The sequence below is a fragment of the Aquimarina intermedia genome (genome assembly GCF_008124785.1).
Classification (GTDB): domain Bacteria; phylum Bacteroidota; class Bacteroidia; order Flavobacteriales; family Flavobacteriaceae; genus Aquimarina; species Aquimarina intermedia.
Map to the genome: position 1 here is coordinate 34,537 of NZ_VNHU01000004.1, position 15,239 is coordinate 49,775.

A 15,239-nucleotide genomic window follows, 5' to 3' on the forward strand; every position below is an offset into this window, starting at 1 on the left:
TCCTATCTTAACCTTACCGATTGATAGTATTTTTTATCTCTTTTTATTTTTCCGTAAAGTGGTAAATAAGTCAACAAAAATATAATAAAAACGATAGGTACTACTATCCAAATGGCAAATAACAAGTAATAATTAAAAACTTTCAGCAAACGAGCTCTGCGGATTTCTGATTTTTGTCCGGTATGATAAATAATCTTCGACCATTTATCAAAAACTCTGTTTCCTCCCTGATCTGATCGAATTAAAAAAGGTTTGACCACTACACCCCCAACACTTACGATATCTTCTTGCAAAGTGGCGAACTCTGCTTTCTCAATGTATTTTTTTAAAATTTCCCCAAATTTATCAGCGGATTTAATATCTGTCTCAGAGACTCCAGGTTTTGGGAAAAAGCCCAGATATTTTGTTTTCTTTCCTCCCATCATCCAGTGTACAATAGTAATGACACTGATATGATTTACATGTCTATCTACAAAAGCTATATTGCCGACCAACTTAGCATTTATTTTAAATAAAAGCTTTTTTATTTTTTCCTGAGCTAAGATCCACATATTACGGGACCCATTGACAGTAACTACCGGGGTGTTTTCGAGAAGTACTCTGGCTTCTTCACTTTTTAGGAAAGAATTTATGGGAATAGATGGAGATAGATACCAAACAGTGTATCCAAGAATTATCAAATCAAATTTTGTATCTTTTATATGCTGAGGAAGTGGTTTATTAGGTTTGGTTTTTTGTAAAAAGGTTTCTGGAAATACCTGAAAAAAATCTTCTTTTTTCCATGGAAACTTATAGGGTTGCTCAGGTTCAATTGCATGAAAAACCACGTTCATGTCTGCGCTCTCAACTAATGGTTTTGCCAAGTTAGATAATATTTCCCTGAGCTGACCACTTTGACTATAATACAGTATTAAAATATTTTTCATTTACTTGTTAGATATATCATCCCAATAATCATAGTAATTAAACCACTGGAGTGGATATTTTTGAAGCATTACCTCAAGATTTCTTAAATACTCCTTTAGAACGTGTCTGGGGCGAATGGGTGTTTCTTTAAAAATAGGAGTTCTGGCGTATAAATTATAGTTCTTACCCCTTCCTTTCATTATATACATAAAAAGAATTGGTATTTTCTTTCTTGCTGCCAACTTAAAAGGTCCTGAAGGAAATTTAGCAGACTTCCCTAATAACTCTTCTTCCAGAAACTGAACACCTTCCACATAGCGATCTGAAGCAAAAATGATAACTTCATTATTGGATAATGCATCATTCATTTCAAAGATATGTGACATATCAGGTTTTATCACAATAAAATTCATTTTCGTATCTTGAGAGACTGCTCCTACGTACTGTTTTATTTGCTCATTTTCCTGATCGGTAACAATCAAATTAATAGCAGTTCCATTAAGATCAAAATCGTCAAAAAAGTAGCGTGCAATATTAAAACTACCTATATGCGCACTGAAAATAACACCACCGTCCCCTTGATCAATCAGAGCTTGCATTCGTTCTCGACCATCATGATTGAAAACAAATTTTTCTCTCAAACCGAAAGAAATAGCAGTACGATCAATTAAGGTTTGACCAAAAACAAAGTAATTTTTATAGATACTAACAATAGACTTAAAGAATGTATAGTTAAGCCTTTGTCTAAAATAATAATAACTGGTGCGGGTTGACGTGTATGAGAAAATCACGTAATAAGCAGCTACGAATATAAGAACTGAATACGCAGCCTTAAGACCAAAATTCTTGATTAATGCAATAAAAATTTTATACCCTAAGGGTGTTCCCTTCGCTTTACCCTGCCATTGCGCCATAATTAAGCATTCACTTTTCTCTCTATGAGTTTATAAAAGTCCTGAAAACTTTCTATCCCTACGAAATCTTCACCAACTAATTTTACTCCGAACGTTGCTTCGATTGCAACCACTAAATCTACATAATCAAGACTATCCAGATCCAATGTTTCTTTCAGGTTTGCTTCTGGAGAAATCTCATCAGATTCTACTTCGAATTCTTCTATCAGAAATTCATCTACTTTCTCAACAATAACACTTGTTTCCATCATCCTTAGTAATTTTTTCCTATCCTAAACTTTTTTTATAACAATTGCCGAATTTGTTCCCCCAAATCCAAATGAATTCGACAAAAATACATTTATTTCTTTATCTAACGTTTTGTTTGTAAGATTTAACTTAGCAGAATCCTCGTCGGGATGTTCCAAATTTATGTTAGGTGCTATAAAAGAATTGTTCATCATTATTAAAGAATAAACAATTTCACTGGCTCCTGCCATCCAACATTCATGCCCTGTCATTGACTTAGTAGAACTCACATAAGGTTTTGACTTACCAAACACTTCGTCTATTGCCTTTGCCTCATTAGCATCACCAATGGGTGTTGACGTAGCATGCGCATTCACATAATCTACCGCTGCCGGATCCATTGCTGCTTGCTCAACAGCTCTCTTCATAGCTCTGGCCGGACCTTCTTGGTTAGGCGTCGAAATATGATCTCCATTTGAAGAAAAACCATAGCCTACAATTTCTCCTAAAATAGTTGCTCCCCGAGCTATTGCACTCTCATAACTTTCTAAAAAAAGTGAAGCACCACCACCGCTTGGGACTAAACCGTCACGCTTTGTATCAAATGGACGAGATGCTTGTTGAGGCTGCTCTTCATTAACCGAAAAAACACCTAAGCCATCAAAACTACCAAAGGCATATTCATTTATTTCTTGTGCGCCCCCGCAAATGACATAATCCTGAAGCCCTTGTTTGATCAAAAGATACCCCATTCCTACTGAATGTGATCCACTGGCACAGGCCGCGCTAATTGTGAAGTTTATACCTTTCAATTTAAATACGGTAGACAAATTCATGGTCACCGTAGAATTCATCGATTTAAAAACACCTCCTGATCCAACCAGGGTCGTATCTTTTTTAACTCGTATTTTGTCTATAGCTTCCATCACAGACTCCGCCGTACTGTCATTTCCAAACAAAATACCAATTTCTTTAGTGTCCAAAAATTCCTGATCAACACCTGCTTGATCAAAAGCTTGTTTTGTGGCGATATAAGCATATTCTGACTCAGACCCAAAACTTATTCGTTGTCGTCTACTTAACTCTTTCTTAAGATCCGGTTTTGGCACAGTACCCGTTAACGCTGAACGGTATCCAAAATCCTTACGCGCCTGATCATAGACAATTCCGGATTTCCCTTCATACAGAGACTCCTTTACTTCGTCGACATTTTTACCTATGCACGAATAAATCCCCATACCTGTGATTACAACTCTGCGCATACCTTAAGAATAGATTCCACCATTTATATTTACTATTTCGCCTGTGATATATGATGCTTTTTTTGAAGCTAAAAAAGACACCAAATCCGCCACTTCTTCTGCTTCTCCAAAACGATTTGCAGGTATCATACGTTTTAAATCTTTCTCATCCATCTCGGCGGTCATATCAGTTTTAATAAAACCCGGAGCTACTGCGTTCACAGTAATTTTACGTTTTGCAACTTCTTGAGCCAATGCTTTTGTTGCACCTACTAATGCACCTTTTGCAGCAGAATAATTGGTCTGTCCGGGTGTGCCCTTTACTCCTGAAACAGATACAACATTGATTATTCGTCCATATCTATTGCTAAGCATTTTTTGAATCAAGTGATTCGTTACGTTATAAAAACCATTAAGACTAATATCCACAACTTGATGCCAATCTTCAGGTTTCATCCACATAAACAAACCGTCCCGTGTAATTCCAGCGTTGTTAATTAGGACTTCTATTAACGCATCGGGATGCTCTGACATCCAAGTATCAATCGCTGTATGTACCGCTTGTTGATCTGAAACATCAAACTTAAGCAGGTCACAAGTTCCTCCGGCATCCTCTATGGCAGCTTTTGTGTTATTTGCAGCTGCATCATTTGATTGATAATTCAATACTATCGGATACTCTAAATCGATAGCTAATTTAAGAGCTATTTCTCGTCCAATACCCCTGGATCCACCCGTTACTAAAGCATATTTCATTCTCGAATATTATATTTTTTCAAAATAAGTTACAAATGTACTTATTGAGAAATTGAATTTAAGATTTAATTAACAACCGCCAAAAGAAAATGGAAATTTAACACGTCATAACTTCTTAATCTGTGTTAGCCTAATTTTTGCTAAAACGTTCCCTTATTCTTTTTATAGAAGCTAAAATTATATCGCAGGATTATTTTTCAAATAGTCCTTTACATTTTGTACAAAAGGATACGTAATATAATCTTTTGTAAAAGGAGGCACAATCTCTTTTATATCCTTTACCAATTTCTTAGTTTTTGACGACAATTTAGAACCAAAGTCTAAAAATTCTAAGGCTTGCACTATAGTCATGACCTCGATAGCTAACACCTCATAGGTGTTTTCTATAACAGTTTTCGTCACATTGGCCGCATTAGTCCCCATACTCACGATATCTTGATTATCGTTATTGTTTGGGATACTGTGCACATACATTGAGTTTGACAGCATTTGATTCTCAGCCGTTGTTGAGACAGCTGTAAATTGCACACCCTGCATACCAAAATTGAAACCAAGTTTCCCCAGATTCACAAATGGAGGTAAAATATCGTTAAGCTTAGAGTTCAACAGGTAGTTCAACTGTCTTTCTGCCAGCATAGACATTTTGGTGGTAACCAATTTTAGTTTATCCATTTCCAACGAAACATAATCTCCGTGAAAATTTCCCCCATGGTATACATGCTTTGTCTTTACATCTATAATTGGGTTGTCATTTGCTGAGTTTAATTCTTCAATAAGAATTCGACCTACATGTTTTATCGTATCACTAACGGGACCTAATATCTGCGGTACACAACGTAGGGAATAGTATTCCTGTACTTTTTCTTTGAAGTATAAGTCTTCGGTTTGCCCCGAATACAAATGTTCTGTTCGATCACGAGTCAATTTACTATCTGCAAGATGCGCACGCATTTTTTCAGCGACCTCTTGCTGTCCAATATGCAGTTTGCTATGATTAAGCTCTACTGATAAATGATCATCGTAAGCTTCAACTATTTCATTAATCGCCGAAGAACAACAGATCGACCAATCCAATAATTTTTGCGCATTGATCACATTCACAATTCCTATCCCGGTCATAGCAGAAGTTCCATTCATTAGAGCAAGTCCCTCTCTAACTTTGATTTGAATCGTGTCAATCCCCAATTCTTTAAAAACATCTTGGGTCTCACGTCTTTCTCCTTTATAAAAAACCTCTCCTTCACCGATTAAGACGAGTGCTAAGTGTGCTAATTGAACCAGATCACCACTAGCTCCAACGCCACCATGTTCAAAAATTAATGGTGTAATATCATGATTAATCAGGTCTTGTAATCGCTCCACAACCGAATGATGTACTCCCGACTTACCTAAAGACAACGTATTAAGTCTAGCCAACATCAGCGCTTTAACGTAAGCCGGTTCCATGGCTTTACCCGTTCCGGAAGAGTGACTACGTATTAGATTAAATTGAAGTTCGATTCTATCTTTATCATCAATTTTATATTGCGCCATTGGCCCAAAACCTGTATTCACTCCGTAAATAACTTTATTTTCAGAAAAAGACAACAGAAATTCATGACTTTCCTTCACTCTATTGAGGACAGCGTCGTGTATCGTTACATTTTCGTTTTCAAAAATGACCTTTATAAAGTCATTAATTTCTAATCTTTTACTTGGTTCTAACATCGTTATTTGGTAATTTTTTTCGATAAAACGTAGAAATTTGGAGATTACTCTCTATTTTTACGATGCCAAATGTAATGTATTTAATGTAGCTGAAAAAATCATGAAAAAAGAAATTGTCGATGTTCTTGTAATTGGTGCCGGTCCCTCAGGAAGTGTTAGCGCAGCTTATCTTCAAAAAAACAACATCAATGTCAAGGTGGTCGAAAAATGTAAGTTCCCGAGATATCAGGTTGGAGAAAGTTTAATTCCGCGTTGTATGGATAATTTTGAAGAAGCAGGATTGCTGGATTGTCTGACAAAACAAGGATATCAAAAAAAATATGGAGCACGTTTTATAAAAGATGGAGCTCATGGAACTTTTGATTTCAGCAAAAAACATGGGGAAGGTTGGGACTGGACATGGCAAGTACCCCGAGATCATTTTGACAAAACACTTACAGATGAATTAACCGCACAAGGTGTGCCGATAGCTTTTGAAACTGAAGTGAAAGATATCAAGTTTCATGATGAGTATTCAGTAACTCGTGTACAACATACCGATGGAACTGAGACTGAAATTACAGCAAAATATATCATTGACTCCAGTGGATTCGGACGCGTAATTGCCAGACAATTAGGTCTCGAAGCTACACCAAAAATCGCAGAACACGGTTCGATTTTTACTCAGGTGAAGGATGTAAATCGTCCTGAAGGATCAGAAGGAACATTGATAACTTTTGAGATTATTGAGACCGAAGTATGGTTCTGGTATATTCCATTTTCTAACGGAAATACAAGTATTGGTTTTGTAGGCCCCATGGAATGGATGAATAAATTTAAAGGTTCAAATAGTGAAGTTTTATCACAAATGATGGAAACATCGATATATTATAAAGAACAATTTAAAGATGTACCTTACTTATTTGAACCCTACAAAGTGGCGAACATAGCTAAAAATGTTACCAAACTATATGGCAAAGGCTTTGTATTAACCGGAAATAGTGCAGAGTTTTTGGATCCTGTGTTTTCATCTGGGGTTTCTTTTGCTACTGAATCGGGATTAAAGGCGGCAAAATTAGTAATTAAAGAACTAAACAACGAAGCGGTAGACTGGGAAGAAGATTTTGTTACCTATATGAAAAAAGGCGTGGATGTCTTCTCTACCTATGTTAAAGAGTGGTATAGCGGTAACTTGCAAAAAATCATTTTTCATAAAAATAGCAACGAAGTTATTAAAGAACAAATTTGCGCAGTATTAGCAGGTTATGTATGGGATGAAACTAATCCTTTTGTCAAAAAGCACAGTCGACTTATCCGTAATGTAGCTAAGCTGATAGAGATGGAAGAAAAAATGACGGATTAATAGTATTGAATACTACTGAGAATGTTATTATAAACTAAAAAAAACGGGGGCTTAAAAAGCTCCCGTTTTTTTTAGTTTATATAGTTCAGGCACAACTAAACTTATCTTTACTTTTTAGTATCAGCTCGCTCAACTTTTACCAACAGATTACTTTTTTTACCATCAAACACTTCAATAATAAGATCTCCGTTAGCTAATAATGGAGCTTTGCTAAGCAACATGCTTTCTAGTCTGGAGTTTCGTATATCACTTCCGGTTAAGATCGGTTCTTTGAATACCTCACCTGTTGTGTCATTAATCACATAGGAGGTCAAGTATAGGAATTCCTTTTTATCATCATAGTATTTTTGGGGAAATTCATCAAAAGACCTTTTAAGGTTGGTAAAATCATCTACAAAAAACAAATAATGCTTTCCGTTAGTTTTAAAGTTTTTATAAGACATACTACCTTTACCTCTGATCCCTATTTGATACTTTGGCAGTTTATGCATCCATACCATCTGTGAGGAAGCAGAAACTTTAAACGATAGAATATCTCTGTAATAGTATCTGTAGGTAGTTCTCGAACCAGACGAACTAGAGGTAGTTTGTGAAGTTACATACCGTTGTTCTCCTAAAACAACAAAACTACCGTCAGGGTTAAAAATGATGTCATTTACTTTTATATTTTCAAAATCTTTTTTATCATCACCTTTTTGAGTTCCTTCGTTAACACGAGTTTCTCGCTGTGCAGCTAATTCTACCAGTTTTTCATTTGGAAAATCAGCCTTTATTATATTTCCAAAGACTCCCTCTTCTGATAAACGTCCTGAAAACACACCATTTATTTCGTCCTGTGAACTCGTATTACTGTAAAATCCGGATACACGTACCAAACCGGTAATGTCTTTGGTTATTACAGCGTCCTGTACTAAATTAACGCCTAAATCAATTTTACTTTTAGTAAACTCCTTATCCTCTTCTCCTATCTTAAATACTTCTGTTCTAAAGTTACTTTTCAATTTATCTTTATCAGATGATGATGAGATAAAAATTGAAGCAGTCATATAAAAGTTACCATCATCATCAATAGCAAAATCTTCGTTAAGCATATGCTCTGACGGATACGGTAATGTGATTTTGCGTTTCCATAAAAGTGACAAATCAGCATTATAGATGGCAACCCCAATCTTGTCAGCTTTTTCACCACCGGTTTCTACTCTGAATAAAACAAGTACCTTACTGCCATCAAATGATTTTTTAAACACAAATTTATTGATTCTTCCGCCTGCATCAAATCCATAGGTACTTACAAAACCAAAATCTCGATCAATGTTTTCTTTGTCTGTGACTAATTGTATCGGCTTCTGCGCTGCCACCCCGGTGACAGAAATTTGTTGTGCATAAGCTTTATCCTTAATAGTATAAAAAACTACTGCCTTACCGTCCAGTTCCATAACGGATTGAAAATCGCCCTTATCTTCAATAATCTGACGCTTCTTGACATCTTCTTTCAGGTCTTGTAAGGAAAAACGCTGAATAGTCATATCCTTTCTTCCCTTTTTGATGGCGACCATACGCTGACCGGAAGCCACAAAATAAGTTCCCATGTTTTTTATTCGCTTATACTTTTCACCCATGCTGAAATTAAAATCTTCAGACAGTATGGGTTTTTGCGAAAACATACAGCTTGTCACAATAAACATAAGTAAACAGAAAAATCTAGGTTTTAGACAATATTGCATAGTATTCATAGATAAGCATCTTAGGTTAAGGTTCTACAAATATAAAATACTTATTGAATATGATGAAGTATGCTGAACTTTAAATCAATTAGTAATAGTGTGATTGATATTATTTTTTTATCTTGAATAAAACTGATTTTCAATTATTTAAAATAAAATTCAAATAAACACAAAAATAATGCAGTAAAAGGCTTGCATCATACTCTCATAAAAACTACATTTGCATCCGCATTTGAAACAGTAATGCGACGTTCTTTACAAACAATTATTGGAGAGGTGCCAGAGTGGTAATGGAGCAGATTGCTAATCTGTCAACGCGTAAGTGTTGCCAGGGTTCGAATCCCTGTCTCTCCGCAATAATTTTTGATTATTTCAGTTTCGGGGTGTAGCGTAGCCCGGTTATCGCGCCGCGTTTGGGACGCGGAGGTCGCAGGTTCGAATCCTGCCACCCCGACTTTTACAAGTAGTTACGGGCTCGTAGCTCAGCTGGATAGAGCACCTCCCTTCTAAGGAGGCGGTCATAGGTTCGAATCCTATCGGGCTCACAAAAAGTCTTACTAGAAATAGTAAGACTTTTTTGTTTTCATACACCTTATTAGAGTTTTCAATTCCACACTAAGATTCTGTGAAACAAAAAAAACACCTATTAAAGAGGTGTTTTACATAAGAAGTCATTAATTCTATTCTTACGGCATCACTACAGTGTCAATGGCATGTATCACTCCATTAGAAGCTTCAACATCTGTCATGACAACTTTAGACGTGGTTCCTTGTGAATCGGTAAGGATCACGCTTCCATCTTTTATAGTAGCTGTTAACTGACCTCCTTGCACTGTATTTACCATGTAGGATCCGTTGTTATCATTAATAGCTTGTATAAGGTCAGCGGCACTAATGCTACCAGATACCACATGATATGTTAGTATCTGAGATAGTTTCTCTTTATTTTCTGCCTTTAAGAGACCATCTACCGTTCCTTCAGGTAATTGATCAAAAGCTGAGTTTAGCGGTGCAAAAACGGTAAAAGGTCCGTCTCCGTTAAGAGTATCTACCAAGTCAGCCGCTTTTACTGCCGTCACTAAAGTTGTAAACTTATCGTTTGAAGAAGCTACGGAAACAATTGTAGACTTTTCTTGTAGAGGCGTCGACAGATCTTCTGAAACTACATTCGTCTCCTCTTTCTCCATCTCCTCTTTCTCTGTTTCTTTCTGCTTAGTATTGTTTGCGCAAGCTATAGTAAAAAGAAATATACTCAATGCACATATTGTCATTATCTTTTTCATAATCTTTTTTTTTATAAAGATAAATATAAAGTGTTCTTCTCTATAGCTATCAATTTTTAAACTTTAGTTAAATTATTGATTATGAATTAATAGGAAGTTTACATTTCTAAAAAACTGAAGCAAAAAAGAGCAAAGACTCACTAATTTATGCCAATATGACAGCTAACAATAATTTGTCAGACCGATTCACCTTACCAACAGCTTTTTATAGGTAAGTTTTGAAAGAAGAAGGAAGAATGATTCAAAAATAAAATTAAATGGAATCAATATGTGGATGCAGGATGTCGTATTCAATTTTTTTGGATATCAAATTCTTAAAGAAGTCCATACTCTCAGCAAGTTTATCGTCCTTGGTTAAATTAACAAAACGACCTTGTGCGTGAATACTTATCACCTGTCTATCATACAAATAAAATTGATAATACGGAACTATCCAAATACATTGGGCAGTACTAGACTTAAGCGTCATGATTATACCTTTAGTTCTAAGCTCAATAGTAGCCTGAACCTTTAGTTCTTGCCCACCAAGTAGCGTACCTATTTTAGGGCTAAGTTGTTCAACAACAAAAGAACGCGATTTTATTAAGTCTGAGGTCATTCGTTTAAACAAGTTAAAACGAGCACCTACTTTATTATTAATTATTTTTCGCTCTTTGTCATTAAGACGTTTGGCTGATATTAACATCTATATAAACATTTAGTGCCTCAACTAAAAAGAGTTGGGCACTATTTATCAAAGACCTTAAAGATCTTAAAGATCTTATATTAGAAAACATTACGCATCTAAACTGTGCTGGATCCTTTAAGGCGTTTTTCTATCTTTTTTTTCTTGGCGGTCAAGAGTTTCATTAAATCCATAATCTCAGGATCTTTATTCTCCTTATACACGTCATTGAGACTCAAAATTAACTCTTTGGCCTCTCTTGAAGCTGACACTCTATCACTTGTAGACATATTGCTCATACTTCGACTTTCGAATTCTAAAGCTTTTTCTATTAAACTCACACAAAAATTTTTAATAAACATACAAAATCGTTCACTTAGAACAATCAAAGTTTAAACAAAATTAACATTGTTCACTCATTTTTCATTCCAACCTTGGTAGTACTACTACCGGGAAAGCTAAACTTTAATTGCTGAACACTTAGTATACATTCAACAATAATGCCATAACCAATAAAAACTCACATTTATTGAGTTTATCCAAAATTCGATAATTTTGAACAGTAATAATTTACTTCGCCAATTCGCAAATACTTTTTGCAAACAATTTTATCGCGAAGAAGAATAAATTACTATTTTAGCTTAAAACCACTAGATATATGAACACTGATAAAACAAAAACCGAGGCATTAGTAAACAAGTGCATTCAGCATTGGGATGCTTTGATGGAGGATGAAAGGTTCAAAGCTTTTTATTATATGAAGATGACGCAAACCCTCAATATGGATATTGATGAAATTTTTGAAAAAGCATTAAAGGCTAAAGATTTATAAAGATTAACCCGCTTGCAAAAAATTATTTTTAACCATCCGTGCGTTATACCGGGTGAGCAGCATATTTTTTACGGTGTCAAGATCAATGCTTACCTTTTGAAGCTGATCTATTTTTTTCTTTAAGCATCCTTCCTGTAATTTGATTTCATCTTCTAAACGAGCATCAATATCTTGCTCCAGCGCTTTTAGGACGTCTTCATCTAAGTATTTGCTTTTATCTTTAAGTTTGTTTTTGGCTATTTTCTTTTTCATCCTCAATCCATTGAATCAATTATTTTAACAGTTTCTATTGTATACTCTGTGGCATCCTCCTCCTTGATGTATTTCCCTTTAATAGTAATTGCTATATGACGCGTTAGCTTTTTAATATTTTGAATTAGAACTTTCTTTTCCTTATTTAAAAATTTTATTAAATAAAGTGTAAATACCAAGAAAACAAAAACCAAAATACAGAATCCAAAGGCGTACACGTGTAAAAGAGCATCGTCCAAATGGTAGACATCAGGATATATTACCCAATAGAGTTGAATAAAATAAAAATAAAGTGGCACGAAGTATACAAATTTATAAGGCTTCAACATTGCCCCAAAGCATAAAAACATCGGAGATAAAGTTTGACATAAAACCCACAACATAGTTTGTACATCAGAAAAACCAAAGGTCTCTTCTATTCCAAAAGTGGAAATTTTATCTGTAAATAACATAGCTCCTGATAATATGATAAACGAAGAAGCAATTAGCCCTTGTAAAGTGCCACTTTTATTTTCATTAAAATTAGCCCTTTGGTCGAGAAACCCGGTTCTTATCAACTTGATAAATTTCGTACTCATTAATTTCTGAAGTTTCTTCATTTAATTCTGATTTTTCACAAGAGATAAACAAGGCTCCTACTGCGAATACTGTAATTAATTTTTTCATGATGTTTGTTTTTTAAGATTAGTCTTAAAAATATCAAGCAATCATGGAAGTTTATCTTAATTTAACATAAAAACTAAGATAATACAAATATATGACAGCTAGCCCCTTAAATGCATACGGGAAACCCACAAAGTTTTTACCGTAATACTTGTTATTACAGCGAAATATAAAATTCCATTTGAAGCCTTTTTTTACTATCCTGCCTAACATATGATATTAATCATTGTATACTTATCTAGTGTCAAATACATTTGAACTATTAAAACTGTATCATGAAAAATATTCTGCTGCTCACTGATTTTTCCGAAAATTCTGAAACTGCAATACACTATGCCTTGCAATTACACCAGGGAGAGTCTTGTAATTTTATTCTTTTACACGTTCAAAAAGCTTCTAATTATACTAGCGACGATCTTATGGTTTCGCAAGCTACAACAAGCGTTCACACTTCGATATTAGGTGAGACCAAGAAAAAGTTAGAAAACATACGTCATGGATTAGAAAAACAATACACATCAAAAAAATTCTCTTTTGAGGTGTTAGTTGATTATGATTCCTTCACAGATGCTATTGAACAAGCTGTCAAAATGAAAAAAATAGCTTTGATAGTTATGGGTACCAATGGCGCTACCAATGCCAAAGAAGTGCTTTTTGGCAGTAATACTGTGAAAGTAATTCGTTCTGTATCTTGTACTGTTCTAGCTATTCCACAGCACACTACTTTCACAAAGCCTCGTACTGTCCTTTATGCTTTGGATTATTTTGAAAATTTTGATTCACTTAGTACCAATCCTCTACTCGACCTCCTTGAAAAATTTAAAAGTACTCTCAAAATTCTCAAGATAAAGGAGGACGAAACAGTTACTGAGGCTGAAAAAAATGATATTATAGCCATGAAAGAAAAATTCAGCAACGTTAGACATACTTTTCATACCATGATCAACATTCCAACCGCATTGGCTATTGAAAGCTTTGTCCAAATTATGAATATTGATATCACTGCTGTGGTATTACATGATGAGAGTTTACTAGAGCGATTCTTTAAAGGATCCGAAACTTCGAAGATTAGTTATGGATCCAAAATCCCTCTCTTAGTTTTAAAGCGTGGGAAAGTTTAATTACTATGATTTATGACATACTTATCGCTGTTTACATTTTAATTGCTAGTTTAATTGTAATCCAGCTTATCTTGAATGGTTTAAGACCAGCAAAAACTTTGGCTTGGATGCTTGCTATTTTCACTATTCCGGTAGGCGGAATTTTATTGTATTTCATTTTAGGAAGAAACCGAAGAAAGAACAAACTTATTCACTATAAGCACACAGATAAGATTAAAGCATTTGTAGAAAAATCTGTTCAGCATTGTCAACCTGTCTCTTTATTTGAGTACGAAGAGCATAAAAAGCTAATACAGTTAATTATTAATACAACCTCTTTTTTACCAATTACAGGAAATGCCTTCAGATATCTCAAAAATGGAAAAATTACCTTTGAAGCTATTTTTGAGGCATTGCGAAGTGCAAAATCCTTTATACACATTCAATATTATATTTTTGAAGATGGTGAACTTGCTGATATTTTTATTGAGATTTTTAAAATTAAAGTTAAAGAAGGCGTTCAAATACGAATACTCTACGATGCTATTGGCAGTTTGTCTCTTAGTAAAAAGTATATTAAACAATTAAAAGATATTGGTGTCGAAGTTTATAGTTTTTTACCAGTGCGATTTGGTCGTTTTCTTGCATCTATTAATTATCGAAATCACAGAAAGATAATCGTTGTAGACAATAAAATTGCATTTACAGGAGGCATTAATTTATCTGACAAATACATAAAAAATGTTTCGCTTCTCGGCATTTGGCATGATATTCACCTCGAATTAAAAGGTCCCATTGTAAATAATATTCATGCTATTTTTGCCACAGATTGGTCATTTGTATCAGAAAAAGATGATATTTTACATCCCTCCTATTTTTCTCCAACTTTACCAGTGGGTAAGGCCACAGGACAAATTGTTTACAGTGGTCCAGATTCTGAACAGAGTGCGACACAACAGTTATATTTTTCTATGATTACTGAAGCTTCGAGCTATGTATATATCGCTAATCCTTATATCATACCTGGCGAGGCGATTCTCGACGCATTAAAAGTTGCAGCTTTAAGCGGAGTTGATGTTAGATTACTACTCTCCGATAAGTCAGATAGCCGATTAGTGCGATGGTGCGTTCGTTCGTACTTTGAGGAGTTATTAGTAGCCAAAGTAAAAATTTACCTGTATCCTGATAACTTCCTGCATAGCAAAATAATCGTTGCCGATGATACCGTGGCTTCTATAGGTACCACAAATATGGATATCCGAAGTTTTGAACAAAACTATGAGGTCAATGCATTAATATATGATGATGATTTTGCAATTAGCTTGAAAGATGATTTTTTAAGGGATTGTAAAAAGAGCGCTATTATTGATTATAGTGAATTTGAAAAAAGATCGAATAAAGAGAAGATGCTCGAGGGAATTGCCAAAATGTTTAGCCCTGTCCTTTAAACGAAAGTACCATCCACCTAAAAAATTCATATGCGTTTCTCATCAAGAGAAATCAAGATTTTATGTTTTGTAACAAAAGTTACTGTGTATGCTTTAGAGAAATACTATTTTTGTGCCATAATACAACAAGTTTAATTCAAGTGCTTTGACCAATTATCAGTCTAGAGTGCCCAAAAATA

General features: G+C 34.8%; 16 protein-coding genes and 3 tRNA genes. 7 read left to right on the top strand and 12 right to left on the bottom strand.

What is annotated here, in order from left to right; genetic code table 11:
- Positions 1-2: 2 nt before the first annotated feature.
- The 6 genes from BD809_RS07425 to BD809_RS07450 all read right to left on the bottom strand — a co-directional run bounded on the left by BD809_RS07425 (position 3) and on the right by BD809_RS07450 (position 5,752).
- Positions 3-926, bottom strand: coding sequence for an NADPH-dependent FMN reductase family protein (locus tag BD809_RS07425; RefSeq protein WP_148782346.1), 924 nt, complete (start codon positions 924-926; stop codon positions 3-5).
- The gene (locus BD809_RS07430) at positions 927-1,820 is read right to left on the bottom strand and encodes an LpxL/LpxP family acyltransferase (RefSeq protein ID WP_148782347.1); all 894 of its coding nucleotides are present in this window, start codon (positions 1,818-1,820) and stop codon (positions 927-929) included. It lies immediately after the preceding gene.
- Positions 1,821-1,822: 2 nt separating this feature from the next.
- Complete coding sequence (locus BD809_RS07435; RefSeq protein ID WP_148782521.1) at positions 1,823-2,068, bottom strand: phosphopantetheine-binding protein; 246 nt, start codon at positions 2,066-2,068, stop codon at positions 1,823-1,825.
- A gap of 24 nt (positions 2,069-2,092) precedes the next feature.
- Positions 2,093-3,310, bottom strand: a complete 1,218-nt coding sequence (locus BD809_RS07440) for a beta-ketoacyl-[acyl-carrier-protein] synthase family protein (RefSeq protein ID WP_148782348.1) — start codon at positions 3,308-3,310, stop codon at positions 2,093-2,095.
- A 3-nt stretch (positions 3,311-3,313) separates the two neighbouring features.
- Entirely contained in the window at positions 3,314-4,045 is a 732-nt protein-coding gene (gene fabG, locus BD809_RS07445) for a 3-oxoacyl-ACP reductase FabG (RefSeq protein ID WP_148782349.1), read from the bottom strand.
- Positions 4,046-4,222: 177 nt separating this feature from the next.
- Complete coding sequence (locus tag BD809_RS07450; protein ID WP_148782350.1) at positions 4,223-5,752, bottom strand: HAL/PAL/TAL family ammonia-lyase; 1,530 nt, start codon at positions 5,750-5,752, stop codon at positions 4,223-4,225.
- A gap of 100 nt (positions 5,753-5,852) precedes the next feature.
- On the opposite strand from BD809_RS07450, the gene BD809_RS07455 reads away from it, so the two are divergent.
- Positions 5,853-7,094, top strand: a complete 1,242-nt coding sequence (locus BD809_RS07455; protein ID WP_148782351.1) for an NAD(P)/FAD-dependent oxidoreductase — start codon at positions 5,853-5,855, stop codon at positions 7,092-7,094.
- Positions 7,095-7,201: 107 nt separating this feature from the next.
- Here BD809_RS07455 and BD809_RS07460 read toward each other — a convergent pair whose 3' ends face one another.
- On the bottom strand, positions 7,202-8,683 hold the full coding sequence (locus BD809_RS07460; RefSeq protein ID WP_148782352.1) for a hypothetical protein: 1,482 nt from the start codon (positions 8,681-8,683) through the stop codon (positions 7,202-7,204).
- 405 nt (positions 8,684-9,088) lie between these two features.
- Here BD809_RS07460 and BD809_RS07465 point away from each other — a divergent pair.
- The 3 genes from BD809_RS07465 (at position 9,089) to BD809_RS07475 (ending at position 9,363) form a co-directional block, all read left to right on the top strand.
- Positions 9,089-9,172 (top strand) — tRNA-Ser (locus BD809_RS07465).
- Positions 9,173-9,197: 25 nt separating this feature from the next.
- Positions 9,198-9,272 (top strand) — tRNA-Pro (locus tag BD809_RS07470).
- Between the two features lie 17 nt (positions 9,273-9,289).
- Positions 9,290-9,363 (top strand) — tRNA-Arg (locus tag BD809_RS07475).
- Positions 9,364-9,504: 141 nt separating this feature from the next.
- Here BD809_RS07475 and BD809_RS07480 read toward each other — a convergent pair.
- The 3 genes from BD809_RS07480 to BD809_RS07490 form a co-directional block, all read right to left on the bottom strand.
- The gene (locus tag BD809_RS07480) at positions 9,505-10,101 is read right to left on the bottom strand and encodes a fasciclin domain-containing protein (RefSeq protein ID WP_148782353.1); all 597 of its coding nucleotides are present in this window, start codon (positions 10,099-10,101) and stop codon (positions 9,505-9,507) included.
- Between the two features lie 253 nt (positions 10,102-10,354).
- Complete coding sequence (locus BD809_RS07485) at positions 10,355-10,786, bottom strand: hypothetical protein (protein WP_148782354.1); 432 nt, start codon at positions 10,784-10,786, stop codon at positions 10,355-10,357.
- Between the two features lie 98 nt (positions 10,787-10,884).
- Positions 10,885-11,106 carry a hypothetical protein gene (locus BD809_RS07490; protein WP_148782355.1) on the bottom strand — a complete coding sequence of 74 codons (222 nt, stop codon included), beginning with the start codon at positions 11,104-11,106 and terminating at the stop codon, positions 10,885-10,887.
- A gap of 317 nt (positions 11,107-11,423) precedes the next feature.
- Between BD809_RS07490 and BD809_RS15580 the strand changes: the two genes are divergently transcribed.
- Positions 11,424-11,597 carry a hypothetical protein gene (locus tag BD809_RS15580; RefSeq protein WP_170251806.1) on the top strand — a complete coding sequence of 58 codons (174 nt, stop codon included), beginning with the start codon at positions 11,424-11,426 and terminating at the stop codon, positions 11,595-11,597.
- A gap of 3 nt (positions 11,598-11,600) precedes the next feature.
- Here BD809_RS15580 and BD809_RS07495 read toward each other — a convergent pair whose 3' ends face one another.
- Both BD809_RS07495 and BD809_RS07500 read right to left on the bottom strand, forming a co-directional pair.
- Entirely contained in the window at positions 11,601-11,849 is a 249-nt protein-coding gene (locus BD809_RS07495; protein ID WP_148782356.1) for a hypothetical protein, read from the bottom strand.
- Positions 11,850-11,851: 2 nt separating this feature from the next.
- A complete protein-coding gene (locus BD809_RS07500) occupies positions 11,852-12,448 on the bottom strand; it encodes a hypothetical protein (protein ID WP_148782357.1) in 597 nt (198 codons plus the stop codon).
- Between the two features lie 339 nt (positions 12,449-12,787).
- Here BD809_RS07500 and BD809_RS07505 point away from each other — a divergent pair, with 339 nt between their 5' ends.
- Both BD809_RS07505 and cls read left to right on the top strand, forming a co-directional pair.
- On the top strand, positions 12,788-13,633 hold the full coding sequence (locus BD809_RS07505) for a universal stress protein (protein ID WP_148782358.1): 846 nt from the start codon (positions 12,788-12,790) through the stop codon (positions 13,631-13,633).
- Positions 13,634-13,638: 5 nt separating this feature from the next.
- Positions 13,639-15,060, top strand: a complete 1,422-nt coding sequence (gene cls, locus BD809_RS07510; protein ID WP_148782359.1) for a cardiolipin synthase — start codon at positions 13,639-13,641, stop codon at positions 15,058-15,060.
- Positions 15,061-15,239 lie beyond the last annotated feature (179 nt).

Bases quoted from the DNA above. Each gene is read 5' to 3' on its own strand.
- BD809_RS07460 (WP_148782352.1), bottom strand. From the start codon at position 8,683: ATGGGAACTTATTTTGTGGCTTCCGGTCAGCGTATGGTCGCCATCAAA.
- BD809_RS07495 (WP_148782356.1), bottom strand. From the start codon at position 11,849: ATGAAAAAGAAAATAGCCAAAAACAAACTTAAAGATAAAAGCAAATAC.
- BD809_RS15580 (WP_170251806.1), top strand. From the start codon at position 11,424: ATGAACACTGATAAAACAAAAACCGAGGCATTAGTAAACAAGTGCATT.
- BD809_RS07440 (WP_148782348.1), bottom strand. From the start codon at position 3,310: ATGCGCAGAGTTGTAATCACAGGTATGGGGATTTATTCGTGCATAGGT.
- BD809_RS07500 (WP_148782357.1), bottom strand. From the start codon at position 12,448: ATGAAGAAACTTCAGAAATTAATGAGTACGAAATTTATCAAGTTGATA.
- cls (WP_148782359.1), top strand. From the start codon at position 13,639: ATGATTTATGACATACTTATCGCTGTTTACATTTTAATTGCTAGTTTA.
- BD809_RS07435 (WP_148782521.1), bottom strand. From the start codon at position 2,068: ATGGAAACAAGTGTTATTGTTGAGAAAGTAGATGAATTTCTGATAGAA.
- BD809_RS07430 (WP_148782347.1), bottom strand. From the start codon at position 1,820: ATGGCGCAATGGCAGGGTAAAGCGAAGGGAACACCCTTAGGGTATAAA.
- BD809_RS07450 (WP_148782350.1), bottom strand. From the start codon at position 5,752: ATGTTAGAACCAAGTAAAAGATTAGAAATTAATGACTTTATAAAGGTC.
- BD809_RS07455 (WP_148782351.1), top strand. From the start codon at position 5,853: ATGAAAAAAGAAATTGTCGATGTTCTTGTAATTGGTGCCGGTCCCTCA.
- BD809_RS07485 (WP_148782354.1), bottom strand. From the start codon at position 10,786: ATGTTAATATCAGCCAAACGTCTTAATGACAAAGAGCGAAAAATAATT.
- BD809_RS07505 (WP_148782358.1), top strand. From the start codon at position 12,788: ATGAAAAATATTCTGCTGCTCACTGATTTTTCCGAAAATTCTGAAACT.
- BD809_RS07425 (WP_148782346.1), bottom strand. From the start codon at position 926: ATGAAAAATATTTTAATACTGTATTATAGTCAAAGTGGTCAGCTCAGG.
- BD809_RS07480 (WP_148782353.1), bottom strand. From the start codon at position 10,101: ATGAAAAAGATAATGACAATATGTGCATTGAGTATATTTCTTTTTACT.
- fabG (WP_148782349.1), bottom strand. From the start codon at position 4,045: ATGAAATATGCTTTAGTAACGGGTGGATCCAGGGGTATTGGACGAGAA.